Annotated in this window: 15 protein-coding genes; 13 read left to right on the forward strand and 2 right to left on the reverse strand. The window is 62.9% G+C overall.

Going from position 1 to position 14,523, the window contains the following annotated elements; translation table 11 throughout:
• Positions 1–43 precede the first annotated feature (43 nt).
• The 13 genes from KR541_RS30815 to KR541_RS30875 all read left to right on the forward strand — a co-directional run bounded on the left by KR541_RS30815 (position 44) and on the right by KR541_RS30875 (position 13,391).
• Positions 44–1,402 (forward strand): aromatic ring-hydroxylating oxygenase subunit alpha, encoded by a 1,359-nt coding sequence (locus tag KR541_RS30815; RefSeq protein WP_216090033.1) that lies wholly within the window; start codon positions 44–46, stop codon positions 1,400–1,402.
• Positions 1,402–3,111, forward strand: a complete 1,710-nt coding sequence (locus KR541_RS30820) for an FAD-binding protein (RefSeq protein ID WP_012337338.1) — start codon at positions 1,402–1,404, stop codon at positions 3,109–3,111. The genes KR541_RS30815 and KR541_RS30820 overlap by 1 nt, the downstream gene beginning before the upstream one ends.
• Before the next feature lie 16 nt (positions 3,112–3,127).
• Positions 3,128–4,114: a thiamine pyrophosphate-dependent dehydrogenase E1 component subunit alpha gene (locus KR541_RS30825; protein WP_012337339.1), complete on the forward strand. Its 987-nt coding sequence runs from the start codon at positions 3,128–3,130 to the stop codon at positions 4,112–4,114.
• Positions 4,111–5,103 carry an alpha-ketoacid dehydrogenase subunit beta gene (locus KR541_RS30830; protein WP_012337340.1) on the forward strand — a complete coding sequence of 331 codons (993 nt, stop codon included), beginning with the start codon at positions 4,111–4,113 and terminating at the stop codon, positions 5,101–5,103. The genes KR541_RS30825 and KR541_RS30830 overlap by 4 nt, the downstream gene beginning before the upstream one ends.
• A 47-nt stretch (positions 5,104–5,150) precedes the next feature.
• Positions 5,151–5,381 carry a biotin/lipoyl-containing protein gene (locus KR541_RS30835; protein ID WP_050016539.1) on the forward strand — a complete coding sequence of 77 codons (231 nt, stop codon included), beginning with the start codon at positions 5,151–5,153 and terminating at the stop codon, positions 5,379–5,381.
• Between the two features lie 50 nt (positions 5,382–5,431).
• The gene (locus KR541_RS30840) at positions 5,432–6,244 is read left to right on the forward strand and encodes a 2-oxo acid dehydrogenase subunit E2 (RefSeq protein WP_050016541.1); all 813 of its coding nucleotides are present in this window, start codon (positions 5,432–5,434) and stop codon (positions 6,242–6,244) included.
• 34 nt (positions 6,245–6,278) lie between these two features.
• Positions 6,279–7,808: a class I adenylate-forming enzyme family protein gene (locus tag KR541_RS30845; RefSeq protein ID WP_050016543.1), complete on the forward strand. Its 1,530-nt coding sequence runs from the start codon at positions 6,279–6,281 to the stop codon at positions 7,806–7,808.
• 36 nt (positions 7,809–7,844) lie between these two features.
• The gene (locus tag KR541_RS30850) at positions 7,845–8,738 is read left to right on the forward strand and encodes a crotonase/enoyl-CoA hydratase family protein (protein ID WP_050016545.1); all 894 of its coding nucleotides are present in this window, start codon (positions 7,845–7,847) and stop codon (positions 8,736–8,738) included.
• Complete coding sequence (locus tag KR541_RS30855) at positions 8,728–9,549, forward strand: enoyl-CoA hydratase/isomerase family protein (RefSeq protein ID WP_235356270.1); 822 nt, start codon at positions 8,728–8,730, stop codon at positions 9,547–9,549. Before KR541_RS30850 ends, KR541_RS30855 begins: the two co-directional genes overlap by 11 nt.
• Positions 9,550–9,618: 69 nt before the next feature.
• A complete protein-coding gene (locus KR541_RS30860; RefSeq protein WP_050016547.1) occupies positions 9,619–10,821 on the forward strand; it encodes an acyl-CoA dehydrogenase family protein in 1,203 nt (400 codons plus the stop codon).
• Between the two features lie 2 nt (positions 10,822–10,823).
• Positions 10,824–11,966 (forward strand): acyl-CoA dehydrogenase family protein, encoded by a 1,143-nt coding sequence (locus KR541_RS30865; RefSeq protein ID WP_012337347.1) that lies wholly within the window; start codon positions 10,824–10,826, stop codon positions 11,964–11,966.
• A gap of 16 nt (positions 11,967–11,982) precedes the next feature.
• Complete coding sequence (locus tag KR541_RS30870) at positions 11,983–12,816, forward strand: SDR family oxidoreductase (protein ID WP_012337348.1); 834 nt, start codon at positions 11,983–11,985, stop codon at positions 12,814–12,816.
• Positions 12,813–13,391 carry a nuclear transport factor 2 family protein gene (locus KR541_RS30875; protein WP_012337349.1) on the forward strand — a complete coding sequence of 193 codons (579 nt, stop codon included), beginning with the start codon at positions 12,813–12,815 and terminating at the stop codon, positions 13,389–13,391. Before KR541_RS30870 ends, KR541_RS30875 begins: the two co-directional genes overlap by 4 nt.
• A 23-nt stretch (positions 13,392–13,414) precedes the next feature.
• On the opposite strand, the gene KR541_RS30880 is transcribed toward KR541_RS30875, so the two are convergent.
• Both KR541_RS30880 and KR541_RS30885 read right to left on the reverse strand, forming a co-directional pair.
• Entirely contained in the window at positions 13,415–14,191 is a 777-nt protein-coding gene (locus KR541_RS30880; RefSeq protein WP_050016548.1) for an SDR family oxidoreductase, read from the reverse strand.
• A gap of 5 nt (positions 14,192–14,196) precedes the next feature.
• Positions 14,197–14,517, reverse strand: coding sequence for a 2Fe-2S iron-sulfur cluster-binding protein (locus KR541_RS30885; protein WP_012337351.1), 321 nt, complete (start codon positions 14,515–14,517; stop codon positions 14,197–14,199).
• Positions 14,518–14,523: the final 6 nt, after the last annotated feature.

Consider the following 14,523-nt stretch of genomic DNA (forward strand, 5'->3'; position numbering starts at 1 on the left):
GGGAACCGGCGCCTACGCCGGCCACATCACCAAGGAGATATCAATGGGTAACAGAGGTGCCGATTCGGGCGAATACACGGTCAGGCTCGATTTTGTCCCGAAGGACAGTTACCTGTCGAAGCAGTTTCTCGAGCGGGAGAACGAGCGCCTGTGGCCGCGCGTGTGGCAGGTTGCTTGCCGGCTGGAAGAGATTCCCGGTATCGGCGATTACGTGACCTTCGATGTGGCGGGCGAGTCGATCGTCGTCGTGCGCACGTCGGCCGAACAAATCAAGGCCTATTTCAACGTCTGCCAGCATCGCGGCCGCCGGTTGACCAATGGTTGCGGCAAGGCCGCAAAATTCCATTGCGCGTATCACGGCTGGCAGTGGAATCTGGATGGCAGCGTGGCGCGCGTGCTCGACCGGCAAGACTGGGAAGGCTGTCCGGAGATGGGCGATAGCGATCTCCGTCTCACCGATGTCCTGGTGGACACATGGGGCGGTTTCGTGTTCATCAACATGGATCCGAACGCCGAGCCGCTCGCCAAATTTCTCGATCCGGTGCCGGAAATCACGAACTGTTTCGAGTTCGAGAAGATGCGTTACCGCTGGTACAAGTCGATTCGCCTGCCGTGCAACTGGAAGGTCGCCCTGGAAGCGTTCAACGAGGGTTATCACGTGGCGGCAACGCATCCCCAGTTGCTCGACGTGGCCGGCGACGACGTAACGCGCAGCTTCGCGTATGGCCGCCACGGCATGTTTGGCTACTCGTCGGCCACGCGCATCATCGGTGCGCCCTCGTCGCGTACCGGCAAGCCGATGCCGGAGGACGTGCGCCAGGGCCTCGTGAACTTCTTCCGCGTCATGGAAGAAACGCTCAAGGCGATCAACACCGCTCGCGACTATGAAGCGGCCAAGCGGTTGATGCATGAAATGTCGCCGTCAGGCGACCAGTTCGAAGTGCTGGCGAAGGCGATGGAGTTCCAGCGTGAAGCGGCCATCGCCGAAGGGGCCGGTTGGCCCGAGATCACGTTCGAGCAGCTCGGCCGCGCGGGAGCGGACTGGCACGTGTTTCCGAACCTCGTGTTTCTTCCGTACCCGGACGGTGCGCTGTTCTATCGCGCGCGCCCGGACGGCGACAACCCCGACTCGTGCATTTACGACATCTGGTCGCTTCAGCGCTATGCGCCGGGTGCGGAGCCGCCGCTGAAACGCGAGTTCTATTACGGCGTGGACGACTGGAAAGAGAACGCACAGGAGAATTTCGGCCTGATTCTCTGGCAGGACTTCCAGAACATGACGAACGTGCAGCAGGGCATGAAGTCGCGCGGGTTCAAGGGTTCGCGCACGAATCCGCTGCAGGAAACGTCGGTGTCCAACTTCCATCGCGCGCTCCGCGAATTCATCGCGCAGGAGGAGTGATGTCGGGAACCTGGGACGCAACCTACGATTTCGTGGTGGTCGGAAGCGGTGGCGGGTCAATGTGCGCGGCGCTCGCATGCAAGTCCGCAGGCAAGGAAGCGCTCATCGTCGAAAAGCAGCCGAAGGTGGGCGGCTCGACCGGTTATTCGGGCGGAGTGTGGTGGCTGCCGAACAACCATGTGATGAAGCGCCACGGCGTCAGCGATTCGTATGAGCGCGCACGCCAGTACTTCGACGCCGCGGTGACGTATCAAGGGCCGGGCACATCGGAGGCGCGGCGTGAGGCGTATTTGCGCACCGGCCCGAAGATGGCCGAGTTTCTCGAGCAGCAAGGCATGGAGTTCGTGTACGCCGATGGGTGGTCCGACTACTACGACACGTTGCCCGGCGGCGAGCCGCGTGGCCGTTCGCTGCTGGCAAAGCTGTTCGATGTGAAGGAACTGGGCGAATGGGCGCCGCGCCTGTCGCGCTATAAGGGCCCCTCGATGCCGGCCAATTCGGACGAGTATCCGCAACTCTTTCTGATGAAGCGGACGTGGGGCGGCAAGCGCAAGGCGATGCAGCTCGGCGGCCGCATGCTCTATCAGAAGATCACGGGCAAGGAGCTGGTCTCCAACGGCGCCGCGATTCAGGGCCGCATGTTGCAGATGGCGCTGCGCGCGAATGTGCCGATCTGGACCGAGACACCGGTGCGTGAACTCATTGTCGAGGATGGGCATGTGACGGGCATCGTCGCGGTTCGCAATGGTCGCGAATTGCGCATCCAGGCTCGTGAAGGCGTACTGCTCAATACCGGCGGCTTTTCGCGCAACGCCGAAATGCGCCGCCAGTACCAGCCGCAACCGTCATCGGCGGATTGGACAAACGCCAATCCCGGCGATACCGGTGAAATCCTGCAAGCCGCCATCGCGCTCGGCGGCGCGGTGGACTGCATGGAGGAAGCGTGGTGGGTCGTGACGTCGCTCGGCCCCAATGAAGAATTGCCGGAAGGGGCGCGCGCGCCGGACGGTTCGCCGCTGCCCTTCATGCATCACCTCGATCTCTCGCTGCCATTTTCGATCATGGTCGATCAGGATGGCGAACGCTTCTGCGATGAAGCGGGCGCGTACATGGAAATCGGCCAGCGCATGTACCAGCGTCACAAGGAGACGGGCAAGGCCGTGCCCGCCTGGGTCGTGATGGACAGCCGGCAGCGCAAGTACTACCCGTGGGGCACGGCGATGCCCGGGCAGATTCCGCAGAAATGGCTCGACAGCGGCTACATGATCAAGGCCGACACGCTGGAGGAACTGGCGGTGAAATGCGATATCGACCGCGCGGGGCTGCTCGGAACGGTGAAGCGCTTCAACGGATTCTGCAAGACGGGTGTCGATGAAGACTACGGCCGCGGTTCGCGCGCATTCGATCGCTGTCACGGCGATCCGACCATCAAGCCGAACCCGAATCTCGGGCCGATTGAGGAAGGGCCGTTTTACGCCGTGCGCATGTATCCCGGCGACGTAGGCACCGCGGGCGGACTCGTGACCGACGAATACGCGCGCGTGCTCAAGGAGGACGGGTCGCGAATCCCGGGCCTGTACGCCACCGGCAACTGCACGGCATCCGTCGTCGGTCGTTGCTACCCGGGTGCCGGAAGCAGTATCGGCGCGTCGTTCGTGTTCGGTTATATCGCGGCGCTGCATGCGAGCGGCGCGACGAAAATCTGGTGAGACAGGAGAGAGTCGAATGAATGCCTATCAGCCGCCCAGCAGTGAAGTCCTGGTCGACATATACCGGCGCATGGCACTCATCAAGCAGAACGATGAGCGCTTTCGTGCCGTCATCAAGTCCGGCAAGCTGGTCATGCCTTACTACTCGCCGCGCGGCCAGGAGGTGATCCCGTCCGCGATGTCGGTGTGCCTCACCGACGACGATTACATCTGCACGATCTACCGCGGCGTGCACGACATGATCGCCAAGGGCGTGCCGCTCAACGAACTCTGGGCGGAGCTCGCCGGCCGCGTGACGGGCACCTGCAAGGGCAAGGGCGGCCCGATGCACGTCACCCATCCCGCCTCCGGTGTCATGGTGACCACGGGCATCGTGGGCAGCTCGATGCCGATCGCGAATGGTCTCGCGCTGGCCGCGCAGATTCGTGGCGAGCCGCGGGTCGCGGTGGCCTATTTCGGTGACGGCGCGTCGAATATCGGCGCATTTCACGAATCGCTGAACATGGCGTCCGTCTGGAAACTGCCCGTCATCTTCGTGTGCCAGAACAACGGCTATGCGGAGCACACCAAGTACGCGTATGGCACGTCGGTGGCGAACATCGCGCAGCGCGCGGTCGCGTATCAAATGCCGGGCGTCACCGTCAACGGCAACGATCCGATTGCGATGCACAAGGCGGCACGCGACGCCGTCGATCGTGCGCGAAACGGCGGCGGCCCGACGCTCATCGAAGCGAACACCTTCCGCTTCCACGGGCACGTGTTCGGGGATCCCGACGCGTACATGGACGAGCACGAAAAAGCGGCCTGGGTCGCCAGGGACCCGGTGCCGCTCTTCCGGCAGTGGCTCATCGACGCGAAACATGCGACGGAAGAGACACTGGCCGCGATGGAATCCGACCACGACGCGCGAATCGATGCGGCTGTCGAATTCGCGTTGTCGAGTGCATATCCCGATGTGGCGGAACTGGGGCGCGACATCTTCAAGGACGAGGTGATTGCATGAGCCAGGCACCCACGAACATCAACACCATCCAGGCCGTCAATCTGGCGCTCGACGACGCCATGGGCGCCGATGACAACGTTATCGTGCTGGGTGAGGACGTCGCCGACGGCCAGGAAGGCGGCATCGTCGGCGTGACGAAGGGACTATCTTCGAAATACGGCACGTCGCGCGTGCGTTCGACGCCGATCTCGGAGCAGGCCATCGTCGGCGCGGCGATCGGTGCGTCGATGGTCGGCATGCGTCCCGTTGCCGAAATCATGCTGATGAACTTCACGACGGTGGCGATGGACATGATCGTCAATCACGCCGCGAAGTTGCGCTTCATGTCGGGCGGGCAGACCCACGTGCCGATCGTCATCCGCACGATGACGGGGGCGGGATTCGGCACGGGCGGCCAGCACGCCGATTACCTGGAGGCATGGTTCGCGCACGTTGCCGGCATCAAGGTCGTCGCGCCTTCCAACCCTGCCGATGCCTATGGGCTGATGCTGTCCTGTATCCGGGACGACGACCCGTGCCTTTTCATCGAAAACATGCCGTCCTACTGGAATCCGGGAACTGCGCCGGAGCGCGGCGTGGCGATTCCGCTTGGCAAGGCCAACGTGGTACGCGCAGGCACCGACGTGACCGTGATCAGCTACAGCCGCCGGGTGCAAGACGCCATGGTTGCCGCGGATGCGCTCGCGAAGGACGGCATTTCCTGTGAAGTCATCGATTTGCGCACGGTTTCTCCGCTGGATACCGAAACGATCCTGACGTCGGTGGCGAAGACCCGGCGCGCGGTCGTCGTGCATGAAGCGGTGAAACCGTTCGGCGTGGGCGCGGAAATCGCATCGCGCATTTACGAAGCCCTGTTCCGGGAACTGAAGGCGCCGGTGCAGCGAGTGGGTGCGCGATTCTGCCCCGTGCCGTTCTCGAAGCCGCTCGAAGACGCGTTCGTTCCCAGCGTGACCGACATCGAAGCGGCGGTTCGCGCCACGCTTGACTAGCAGCGGCGCGCCCCTCACCGAATTCTTAACATCAATCGAGCAAGGCCATGACCACACAAGTTCTGCTTCCCAAACTGGGTTTTTCGATGAACGAAGGCACGCTGGCCGAATGGTTGGCCGAAGACGGTGCTACCGTGAATGAAGGACAAGTTATCTACGCGTTGGAGAGCGACAAGTCGATTCAGGAGGTCGAGTCGCCGGCGTCGGGCACGCTGCGTATCGTCGCGCATGTTGGCGAAGTGTATCCCGTCGGCACGCTGCTGGCGGAAATCGTCTGATTGGCTGCAAGCCGTCCAGTATCCAAAGGCTCTTTGAAGGGGCATCCGCGATGAGTATCGAATCCGCCAACCGGCCGCAGGCCAATGCGAATGCCGGGCCAGTCGAAACCGCGACGCCCGCGTTCGGTGCGAACCTGCCGCCCTGGCCGCAGGTCGACTTCGCCGAATTCGGTGAGGTCGAGGTCAAGCCGGTTTCCCGTATCCAGAAGCTCACTGGGGCTTTCCTGTCGCGCAACTGGCTGACGATTCCGCATGTGACGCACCACGACGACGTGGATATCACGTCGGTTGAAACCTGGCGCAGCGCGCGCAACGACGCGAACCCGGCCGTGAAGCTCACACCGCTCGTCCTTCTGATCAAGGCCGTGGTTCGAGCGTTGCAGGCTTTTCCTCAATTCAATGCATCGCTCGATGGGGACGGCAAGAACATCGTTCTCAAGAAGTATTTCCACATCGGGGTCGCGGTCGATACCCGCCATGGGCTGCTCGTGCCCGTGCTGCGCGATTGCGACAAGAAAAGCGTCGAGGAACTCGCGGTCGAGCTCGCGGCGATTTCTCAAAAGGCACGCGAAAAAGGCCTTTCGATGGCCGAAATGTCAGGCGGCTGCTTTTCGATCAGCTCGCTCGGCGGCTTCGGGGGTACCGGCTTCACGCCTATCGTCAATGCGCCCGAGGTAGCGATTCTCGGCGTGACCAAAGCGCGGTTGGCGGCGGCGCCGGCAGAGGACGGCGGGATCAGCTGGCGCAAGATGCTTCCGCTCTCGCTGAGCTACGATCATCGCGTCATCAACGGAGCCGATGCGGCACGCTTCACCGCTTTCATCGGGACCGTGCTGGCCGATCCGCAGACGCTCGCAGGCTGAAGATTCGATATGACAAAACAACGGCGGGACTGAGATGAGAACCCTTGGCGAGATGATCGAGCGAAACGCTCGCTTGCATGGCGACCACACGGCGCTCGTGTACGCCGAGCGTCGCTCGACGCACGCTCAGCTGGCAGAGCGCGCGCGCCGCTTGTCAGGCGCGCTGTATGAGCACGGCCTGCGGCGGCAGGACCGGGTCGCCATCCTCGCGATGAATTGCGCCGAGTACTATGAGACTTACCGGGCATGCGAGTGGGCAGGCTTCATTCTGGCCACCGTCAATTTCCGGCTTGCGCCCGCGGAGATTCTTTATATCCTCCAGGATGCGGCACCCAAGGCGCTCGTCTTCGAGGCGCAGTATGCCACCGTCGTGGATGGGCTGCGAGCCCAATTGCCGGGAATCGAGCAGTACATCTGCATCGGCGACACGCCGGCATGGGCCGTTTCATTCGAGGCGGTCATGGAAGCGGGTTCCGTTGAAGGGCCGCCTATTCGCTCGAATCCTGAAGACTACGCGTATCTGATGTACACGAGCGGTACCACGGGGCGCCCCAAGGGCGTTGTTCGCACGCAGCAGGCGATGTGCGTGACCGCCGAAAGCTGCGCGCTCGTCTCGGAATTTTCAGGCAACACGCGCGTGCTGCAAACCACACCTGCGTTCCATGTCGGAGGCATCGGCTTCGTCAATTCGGTGGCATGGATGGGCGGTACGACGGTCGTACATCGCGGCTTCGAGCCCAAGCAGATGCTCGAGACGATCGCGCAAGAGCGCATCACCTTCACGTTCATGGTGGCTGCCATGCTGCAGGCGGTGCTCGACGTGCCGGAACTGTCGACCTACGACGTATCGAGCATCGAGAACATCGTCACGGCGGCCGCCCCTGTGCCGCCGCCGCTGCTGGCCCGTGGCATTGATGCGTTAGGCCCGGTGTTTTCCGTCCAGTACGGAATGACCGAAAGCAACGCATGCTGGTTGCCCGCTCACGAGGTAAAGCCGCATGGTTCGCCGGAGGAGGTCCGGCGCCTCGCATCGGTCGGACGGCCATGCCCCGGTATCGATCTGCGGATCGTCGACGACCACGGCAACGAATTGCCTCAAGGCCAGACGGGCGAGGTATGGCTGCGCTCGAAAACGCAACTGAGCGGCTACTGGAACAACAGCGTCGCGACGGTGGAAGCGCTGCGCGACGGCTGGTATCGCTCCGGTGACATGGGCTACCAGGACAAGGACGGCTACATTTTCCTCGTCGATCGAAAAAAGGACATGATCATTTCGGGCGGCGAAAACATCTACAGCCGTGAAGTCGAGGATGTACTGGTGCAGCATCCGGCCGTAGTGGATGTGGCCGTGATCGGCGTTCCGCATGCGCAGTGGGGCGAATGCGTGAAGGCAATCGTCGTGCTGCGCCGGGGCGAGCAAGCAAGCGAAGCACAACTGATCGAATTTTGTCGTGCGCTGATCGCGAGCTACAAGTGCCCGAAGTCCATCGCGTTCGTCGACGAACTGCCGAGGTTGCCAACCGGAAAGATAAGCAAGGTGATGCTGCGCAAGCAGTTTGCCTGATGAACCGGGAATCGCGTCAATCACAGAGAATTCACCATGGCCAAATGGCTCAAGAGTACGGAGTGCGTTCAGTTCGACGTCGCCGAGCGCGTTGCGCGCATCACGCTGAATCGCCCGGACAAGCGCAACGCCATCAACAATCCGCTTCTGCAGGAACTCAAGGCAGCGTTGCTCGAGGCTGACGACCTGAAATCGGTCAACGTAATCGTGCTTGCGGGCGCGGGCCGCGACTTCTGTGCGGGGTACGACCTCGTGACGACATATACGGACCGGGCAGCGGAAGCCGTCGATCCGGGCGAGTATCGCGGCACGACTCGCAGTTTCGACGATGATTGCTGGTCGATGGAGCGGCAGGCGGAGACGGTCAATCTGATGGCCGATATCCACAAGCCGATCATCGCGCAGGTTCACGGCAACTGCCTTGCAGGCGGAACGGATCTCGCGCTTGCGTGCGACATGGTGATCGCGGCAGACAACGCCAGAATCGGCTTTCCCGCCACGCGCGCCAACGGTTCTCCTCCCGCGCACATGTGGTTCTATCACGTCGGCCCGCAGTGGGCGAAGCGTCTGCTGCTTTCCGGCGATTCGCTCACTGGACGCGACGCGGCGAAGATCGGTCTAGTCATGGATGCGGTGCCCGCGGAGCAGCTCGAGGCGGAGGTGGGCGAACTGGCGCGCCGGCTGTCGTTTGTCGACGCCGATCTGCTTGCGGCCAACAAGCGCATCGTCAACCTGGGGCTCGAGTTGTCCGGTTCGCGCACGCTCCAGCGGCTCGCTGTCGAGAACGACTCCAGGGCCCATCAGAGCCAGGGGCCGCGCCGCGCGCAGTTCAAGGCGGATATGGAGGCCGTGGGTCTCAAGGAAGCCCTCAAGCGACGCGACGAGCCTTTCGGCGATGGAATGATCCGCCTGCACGCACGTGGCGACTGACGAACGGCACTCGAACGAAGATCGGAACATTATGGACGTTGAACTCACATTGAACGGCGCGATTGCGACGCTGAGCCTGAACCGCCCCGAGAAGCTCAATGCGCTGACACCGGAGATGCTGGAGCTGATTCTCGGCTATCTCGACCGCATCGAGCAGGACGCGGAGATTCGCGCCGTCATTCTCACGGGCGCGGGCCGCGCCTTTTGCGCGGGCGCCGACATCAAGGGCAGCGGCGCCGCGCCGCCGCGGATGAGTGTCGCGCATGCGCGTGCGTCGATGGCGGTCTATCAGAAGATCGCGCTAAGGCTGTACAACCTGAACAAGCCGATGGTCGCGGCGGTACGCGGAGTTGCAGTCGGGATCGCATGGAGCTTCGCGCTTTGTGCGGACCAGCTGATCGTCTCCGATTCGGCGCAGTTCATTCCCGCATTCCTGATGCGCGCGACGCTACCCGAGGGCGGCATGGTGCATCTGCTGGCTCGCCATTGCGGCGAATTCCGCGCCAAGGAGATCATGTACCTGAATCGCAGGCTGACTGGCAAGGAGGCGTTCGACATGGGCCTCGCCAGTCACTTCGTCGACGACGGGGATCTCGAAACGGCAGCGGTGAAGCTGGCCGGTGAACTGGCTGCCGGCCCGACCTTTTCGATCGGTCTGACGAAGCAGTTGTTCCGGTTGAATACCGGCAGCATGGAAGAGTTTCTGGCTCAGGAACTGAACGCGGTGGCACTTGCAGTGAATTCGGAAGATGCGGCGGAGGGCCGGCTGGCGGCGAAGGAGAAACGCGCGCCTGCTTTCAAGGGCCGCTAGACGGAGGCAGCGCGCCGCGAGGTGCCGGCGGGGCGGTATATGCGTTCGCAAGAGTTTCAGGAGCAAGTCATGCATTTTGATTACAGTAAGGAAGACGAAGAATTTCGTCGAGAAGTGGGGCAGTTCTTCACGGAGCACGCTCCAGCCGATATTTCACGCAGGTGGCGCGTCGGGGTGCATCCGCCCGCGCGCGACGACATTCGCCGGTGGCAGCGAATTCTGTACGAACGTGGATGGGGTGCACCGCATTGGCCGGTCGAGCATGGCGGCACCGGCTGGAGCGCGCTGCGCAAGCACATATTCATGGAAGAGCTGTACAACGCCGATGCCATGGACTACGGCTGGCAATCCACGCAGATGGTGGCGCCCGTCATCATCGCGTTTGGGTCGGACTGGCAGAGGGAACGCTTTCTCGCCCCCATTCTGCGTGGCGACGAATTCTGGTGTCAGGGCTTTTCGGAACCGAACGCTGGTTCGGACCTGGCCGGTCTCAAGACGACAGCGGTGCTCGATGGCGACGAATACGTCGTCAACGGCCAGAAGATCTGGACCAGCGACGCGACGATCGCCGATTGGGGGTTTTTCCTCGTCAAGACCGATACGACCGTCAAGCCGCAACGCGGCATCTCGTTTCTGCTCGTCAAGATGGACACGCCGGGCATCACGGTGCGGCCGATCGTCTCGATCGAGGGCGGCAAGGGGCTGAACGAGGTATTTCTGGAGAACGTGCGCGTTCCGAAGGCGCACCTCGTGGGCGAAGCCGGCATGGGGTGGACCTATGCGAAGTATCTGCTCGACAAGGAGCGCACGGCAAGCGCCTTTCTGTATTTCAACAAACGGGAGTTGCAACGCGCGAAGGACATTGCCGCGCAGGAGATGGTCGACGGCGTACGGCTGATCGATACGCCCGCGTTTGCGCGCAAGGCCGCGGATATCGAAGCGGATCTCATGGCGCTTGAGTGGTCCGTGCTGCGGATCCTCGCCGAAGAGAAGAGCGAGCGGAACCTCGATGCCGTCGTGTCGGCGCTCAAGATCAGCGGTTCGGAAATGCAGCAGCGTGTGACGCAGCTCCAGATGGATGCGCTCGGCCCCCGCGTGGTGCGCTTCGACGACCACGCCGACGAGCATGGCGACCTGGCGATCGATGAAAGCTGGCCAGATTACGTGGGTGGCCGCACGTCGGGCTATCTCATCGCTCGCGCGTCCACCATTTATGGCGGCGCGCGAGAGGTGCAGAAGAACATCATTGCCAAACTGGCATTTGGACTGTAGCCATGGACTTCAACTTCTCCGAAGAACAACTGATGCTGAAGGATGGCGCGGAGCGCTATGTCCAACAGGAGTATGGATTCGAGGCGCGCGCACACATCGCGGCGCAGCAAGAGGGCTTCAGTCGCGACCATTGGCGCGCGTACGCCGAGCTGGGCTGGCTCGGACTGACCCTGCCGGAGGACGTCGGCGGCCTCGGGTGCTCGTTTGTCGAAATGGCGATCCTGATGGAGGCCCTCGGCCGCGGCATGGTGCTCGAGCCGGTCGTGCAAACGGCGCTGCTTTGCGCCACGCTCGTCGAGCGGGGCGATGCAAAGACGCCGCGCGAGACGCTGCTTCCCGCTGTCATCGAAGGCAAGCTGCTGCTTTCGCTTGCGGATAGCGAAGCGGGTAGTCGATACACAGTCGGTTGCCATGCACGAACCCATGCTCGCAAAACGGCCGCGGGTTACCTGATCAGCGGCGCGAAGACGTTGGTGATCGCCGGTGAATCCGCGGATCAACTACTCGTGACCGCACGAATGGAAGGCGCGTCGCAAGGCGCAGGCGTCTTTCTTGTCGACCGCCGCGCCGCGGGCGTCACATGCCGATCGTATCGCCTGCTCGACGGCTCGCGTGCCGCGGATATCGACCTGCACAACGTCGAGGTCGGCGCCGATGCGTTGATCGCCGGATCAGACCGCGCACTGGACGTGCTCACGCACGCAACGGATCTTGCCATTCTCGCAAGCGTGGCCGAGAGCCTCGGCATGATGGAAGCAGTGATGGCAATCACCGCGGAGTACATCAAGGGACGCTCGCAGTTCGGACAGCCCATCGGCAAGTTTCAGGCGCTGCAGCACCGCATGGCCGAGATGTTCGTCGCCACGCAGGAGGCGCGCTCGATGTTGTACTGCGGAATCGCCCATCTCGACCGGCCCGCAGCCGAACGTAGCCGCGCCATCTCGGCGGCCAAGGCGGTTGCCGCGCGCGCCAATCGCTTCGTTTGCGCGCAGGGCATCCAGTTGCACGGAGGAATGGGGCTCACCGAGGAATATCCGGTTGGCCATTACTTCCGCAAGATGACGATGATGGAGAAGATGTTCGGCGATATCGATTTTCATCTCGACCGCGTTGCGGCAAGCAACGGGAAGCCGGTAGAGGCGTGATCCGGGAGGGCAGGCCGTGCAACGCGTGAAGGGAAAGATCGCCATCGTAACGGGCGCCGCATCCGGTATCGGCGCTGCCTGCGCGGCGAGGCTCGCGCACGAAGGCGCATCGGTGGTCGTGGCGGACCTGAATCTGGAAGGCGCGCAAGAGCAGGTTCGCCATATTGCGGATTCGGGGGGCCACGCGGTGGCGGCGCGTGTCGATATCGGCGACGAATGCTCGATCGAAGCGTTGTTCGACCTCACGCTCAAGACGTGGGGCGGGCTCGATATCCTGCACAACAACGCTGCGGCCACGTCGCTGTCCAGTACGGCCGATGCGGCGATCGAGGCAATCGATGTCGCCGTCTGGGACGACACGATGCGCATCAATCTTCGCGGCACCATGCTGGCTTCACGGCGCGCGCTGCCGCTCATGCGCTCACGCGGCGGCGGCTCGATCATCAATACGTCTTCGGGCGCCGCTCAGGCGGGCGCGCTCGGGTACAGCGCGTATGGCGTCTGCAAGGCCGGGATTGAAAATCTGACGCGCTATATCGCCGCGCAGTACGGCAAGGAGGGCATACGCTGCAACGCGATCGCTCCGGGCCTGATCGTCACGCCGGTGACGCGCGCGTACTACGCCGGCGAGCTGGGCGAAATGATGTTGAGCCACCATCTCACGCCCCGCCTCGGGGTGCCCGAGGACATTGCGCATGCCGTCGTGTATCTCGCGTCGGATGAAGCGGCGTTCGTGACCGGGCAAGTGTTCAACGTCGACGGCGGACTGCTTTCACACCAGCCGTACCATGCCGACGAAATTCGCGCGCGTGCTGCCGCCGCGGCTAACGCGGCGAAGGGGATGTCATGACGACGGATTCCAGTCTTCTTGCGCGTATCGAACGTATCGAGGCCCAGCTCGCCATTCAGCAACTGCCGATTCGATACGCGCTTGCGGTTGATTCGCGTGATCTGGACAGCCTTGTGCAATTGTTCGACGAAGACGTCGATTGCGGCCGATGGGGCATGGGTCGCGCGGCGTTGAAGACGTTCTACGATTCCGAGCATATTCTGCGAAGCTTTTATCGCAGCATTCACCAGATCTGCGGCCATGCCGTCGACTTCATCGATGCGGACCACGCGGCGGGAAGCGTCTATTGCCGCGCGGAGCACGAGGACAACGGCTCATGGGTGGTGATGGCGATCTGCTATTTCGACCACTACGTGCGGCGCGACGGGCAATGGTACTTCGAGCGCCGCGAGGAACAGCACTGGTATTCGACGGACTGGCTCACACGCCCCGGCGCGCCGCGCTTCCAGAACTGGCCAGGCAAATATGAAGGCGACCGGTACCAGCCGCGCCTTCCGCAAGGCTTTCCGACGTGGGCGGAGTTCTGGGGCACGAGCGGACAGCAAACCATAGACGCGCTGACGAAGGCGCCGTAGGCGCCTTGTCCGAGCGAGCTGTGTTACAGCGCGGTTTCCCCGCGCAAGAGCACATCGGCGCCGCCGTCGACGAACGGAACCTGGCCCACCATATAGCCGCTGGCCGGGCCAGCGAGAAATGCAAGGAGCGGAACAATCTGCTCGGCGCTTGCATAGTCACGCACGGTGGTGGGGACGCCGGCGGCGAGCGCCTCGCGGCCCTCGGCGCTGGCCAGCAGCGGTGCGACCATCGGGGTCTTCACGACGCCAGGCGCGATCCCGTTCAGCAATACGCCCTGGTCTGCCCAGCCGGACAGCACTGCCGTGCGTCGAATCCATTGCGTCAGCGCGCGTTTGGACGATGCATAGCATAGCGCGCCGATTTTCGCGGCCTGTTGTCGAGCGGCCAATTCGTCGCCATCGAGGCACATCTCGACGAGGCGTGTGTCGACGGGATGGATCGACGCCAGCGAGGAGATCACCACCGCGCGCGGCTGCGTTGCTCGATGCAGGAGCGGCAACAGTCGCGGCAGCAGATCGGCGACGCCGAAATAGTTGACCGATACGAGCGTATCGCCGGCCACCGGCGGAGATACACCCGCGCATGCGACCACCGCGTCCACCGCCGGCGTGATCTGCTCCACTCGCGCGACGAGCGTTGCGCGCTGCGACGGGTCGGCCAGATCGGCGCAAATATCCGCGTTGCTCAAATCCACGCCGATCACCCGTTCGCCGAGTGCCGTCAAATGCCGTGAGAGCGCGGCGCCCATGCCGGAAGCGGCGCCGGTGATCAGGGTCGTGCGGGGTATATTCGTGCTCATGACGCTCAAGCTGTCGCGCCGGGCAGACGCAACACCAGGCCGTCCAGTTCCGGCGTCACGAAGATCTGGCACGTCAGACGACTGTTTTCACGCACGTCCATTGCGCAGGTGAGCATATCGACTTCGTAGGGCTCGGCCGGCGGCATGTGACCAGTCCAGGCTGCGTCGACGTAGGCGTGACAGGTCGCGCAACTGCAACTTCCGCCACAATCGCCAAGAATGCCTGGAATCTGGTTGTTCACGGCCGTTTGCATGACGGAGTCGCCAACGTTGGCGCTTACGCTGGCTTCGCTGCCGTCCGGCTGGATGAATCGAATGAGCGGCATGGCTTC

Origin of the sequence: Burkholderia sola, from assembly GCF_905400185.1 — a bacterium.
In the GTDB taxonomy this organism is placed as follows: domain Bacteria; phylum Pseudomonadota; class Gammaproteobacteria; order Burkholderiales; family Burkholderiaceae; genus Burkholderia; species Burkholderia sola.

Bases quoted from the DNA above. Each gene is read 5' to 3' on its own strand.
- KR541_RS30820 (WP_012337338.1), top strand. From the start codon at position 1,402: ATGTCGGGAACCTGGGACGCAACCTACGATTTCGTGGTGGTCGGAAGC.
- KR541_RS30840 (WP_050016541.1), top strand. From the start codon at position 5,432: ATGAGTATCGAATCCGCCAACCGGCCGCAGGCCAATGCGAATGCCGGG.
- KR541_RS30835 (WP_050016539.1), top strand. From the start codon at position 5,151: ATGACCACACAAGTTCTGCTTCCCAAACTGGGTTTTTCGATGAACGAA.
- KR541_RS30865 (WP_012337347.1), top strand. From the start codon at position 10,824: ATGGACTTCAACTTCTCCGAAGAACAACTGATGCTGAAGGATGGCGCG.
- KR541_RS30830 (WP_012337340.1), top strand. From the start codon at position 4,111: ATGAGCCAGGCACCCACGAACATCAACACCATCCAGGCCGTCAATCTG.
- KR541_RS30875 (WP_012337349.1), top strand. From the start codon at position 12,813: ATGACGACGGATTCCAGTCTTCTTGCGCGTATCGAACGTATCGAGGCC.
- KR541_RS30880 (WP_050016548.1), bottom strand. From the start codon at position 14,191: ATGAGCACGAATATACCCCGCACGACCCTGATCACCGGCGCCGCTTCC.
- KR541_RS30885 (WP_012337351.1), bottom strand. From the start codon at position 14,517: ATGCCGCTCATTCGATTCATCCAGCCGGACGGCAGCGAAGCCAGCGTA.
- KR541_RS30860 (WP_050016547.1), top strand. From the start codon at position 9,619: ATGCATTTTGATTACAGTAAGGAAGACGAAGAATTTCGTCGAGAAGTG.
- KR541_RS30850 (WP_050016545.1), top strand. From the start codon at position 7,845: ATGGCCAAATGGCTCAAGAGTACGGAGTGCGTTCAGTTCGACGTCGCC.
- KR541_RS30815 (WP_216090033.1), top strand. From the start codon at position 44: ATGGGTAACAGAGGTGCCGATTCGGGCGAATACACGGTCAGGCTCGAT.
- KR541_RS30825 (WP_012337339.1), top strand. From the start codon at position 3,128: ATGAATGCCTATCAGCCGCCCAGCAGTGAAGTCCTGGTCGACATATAC.
- KR541_RS30845 (WP_050016543.1), top strand. From the start codon at position 6,279: ATGAGAACCCTTGGCGAGATGATCGAGCGAAACGCTCGCTTGCATGGC.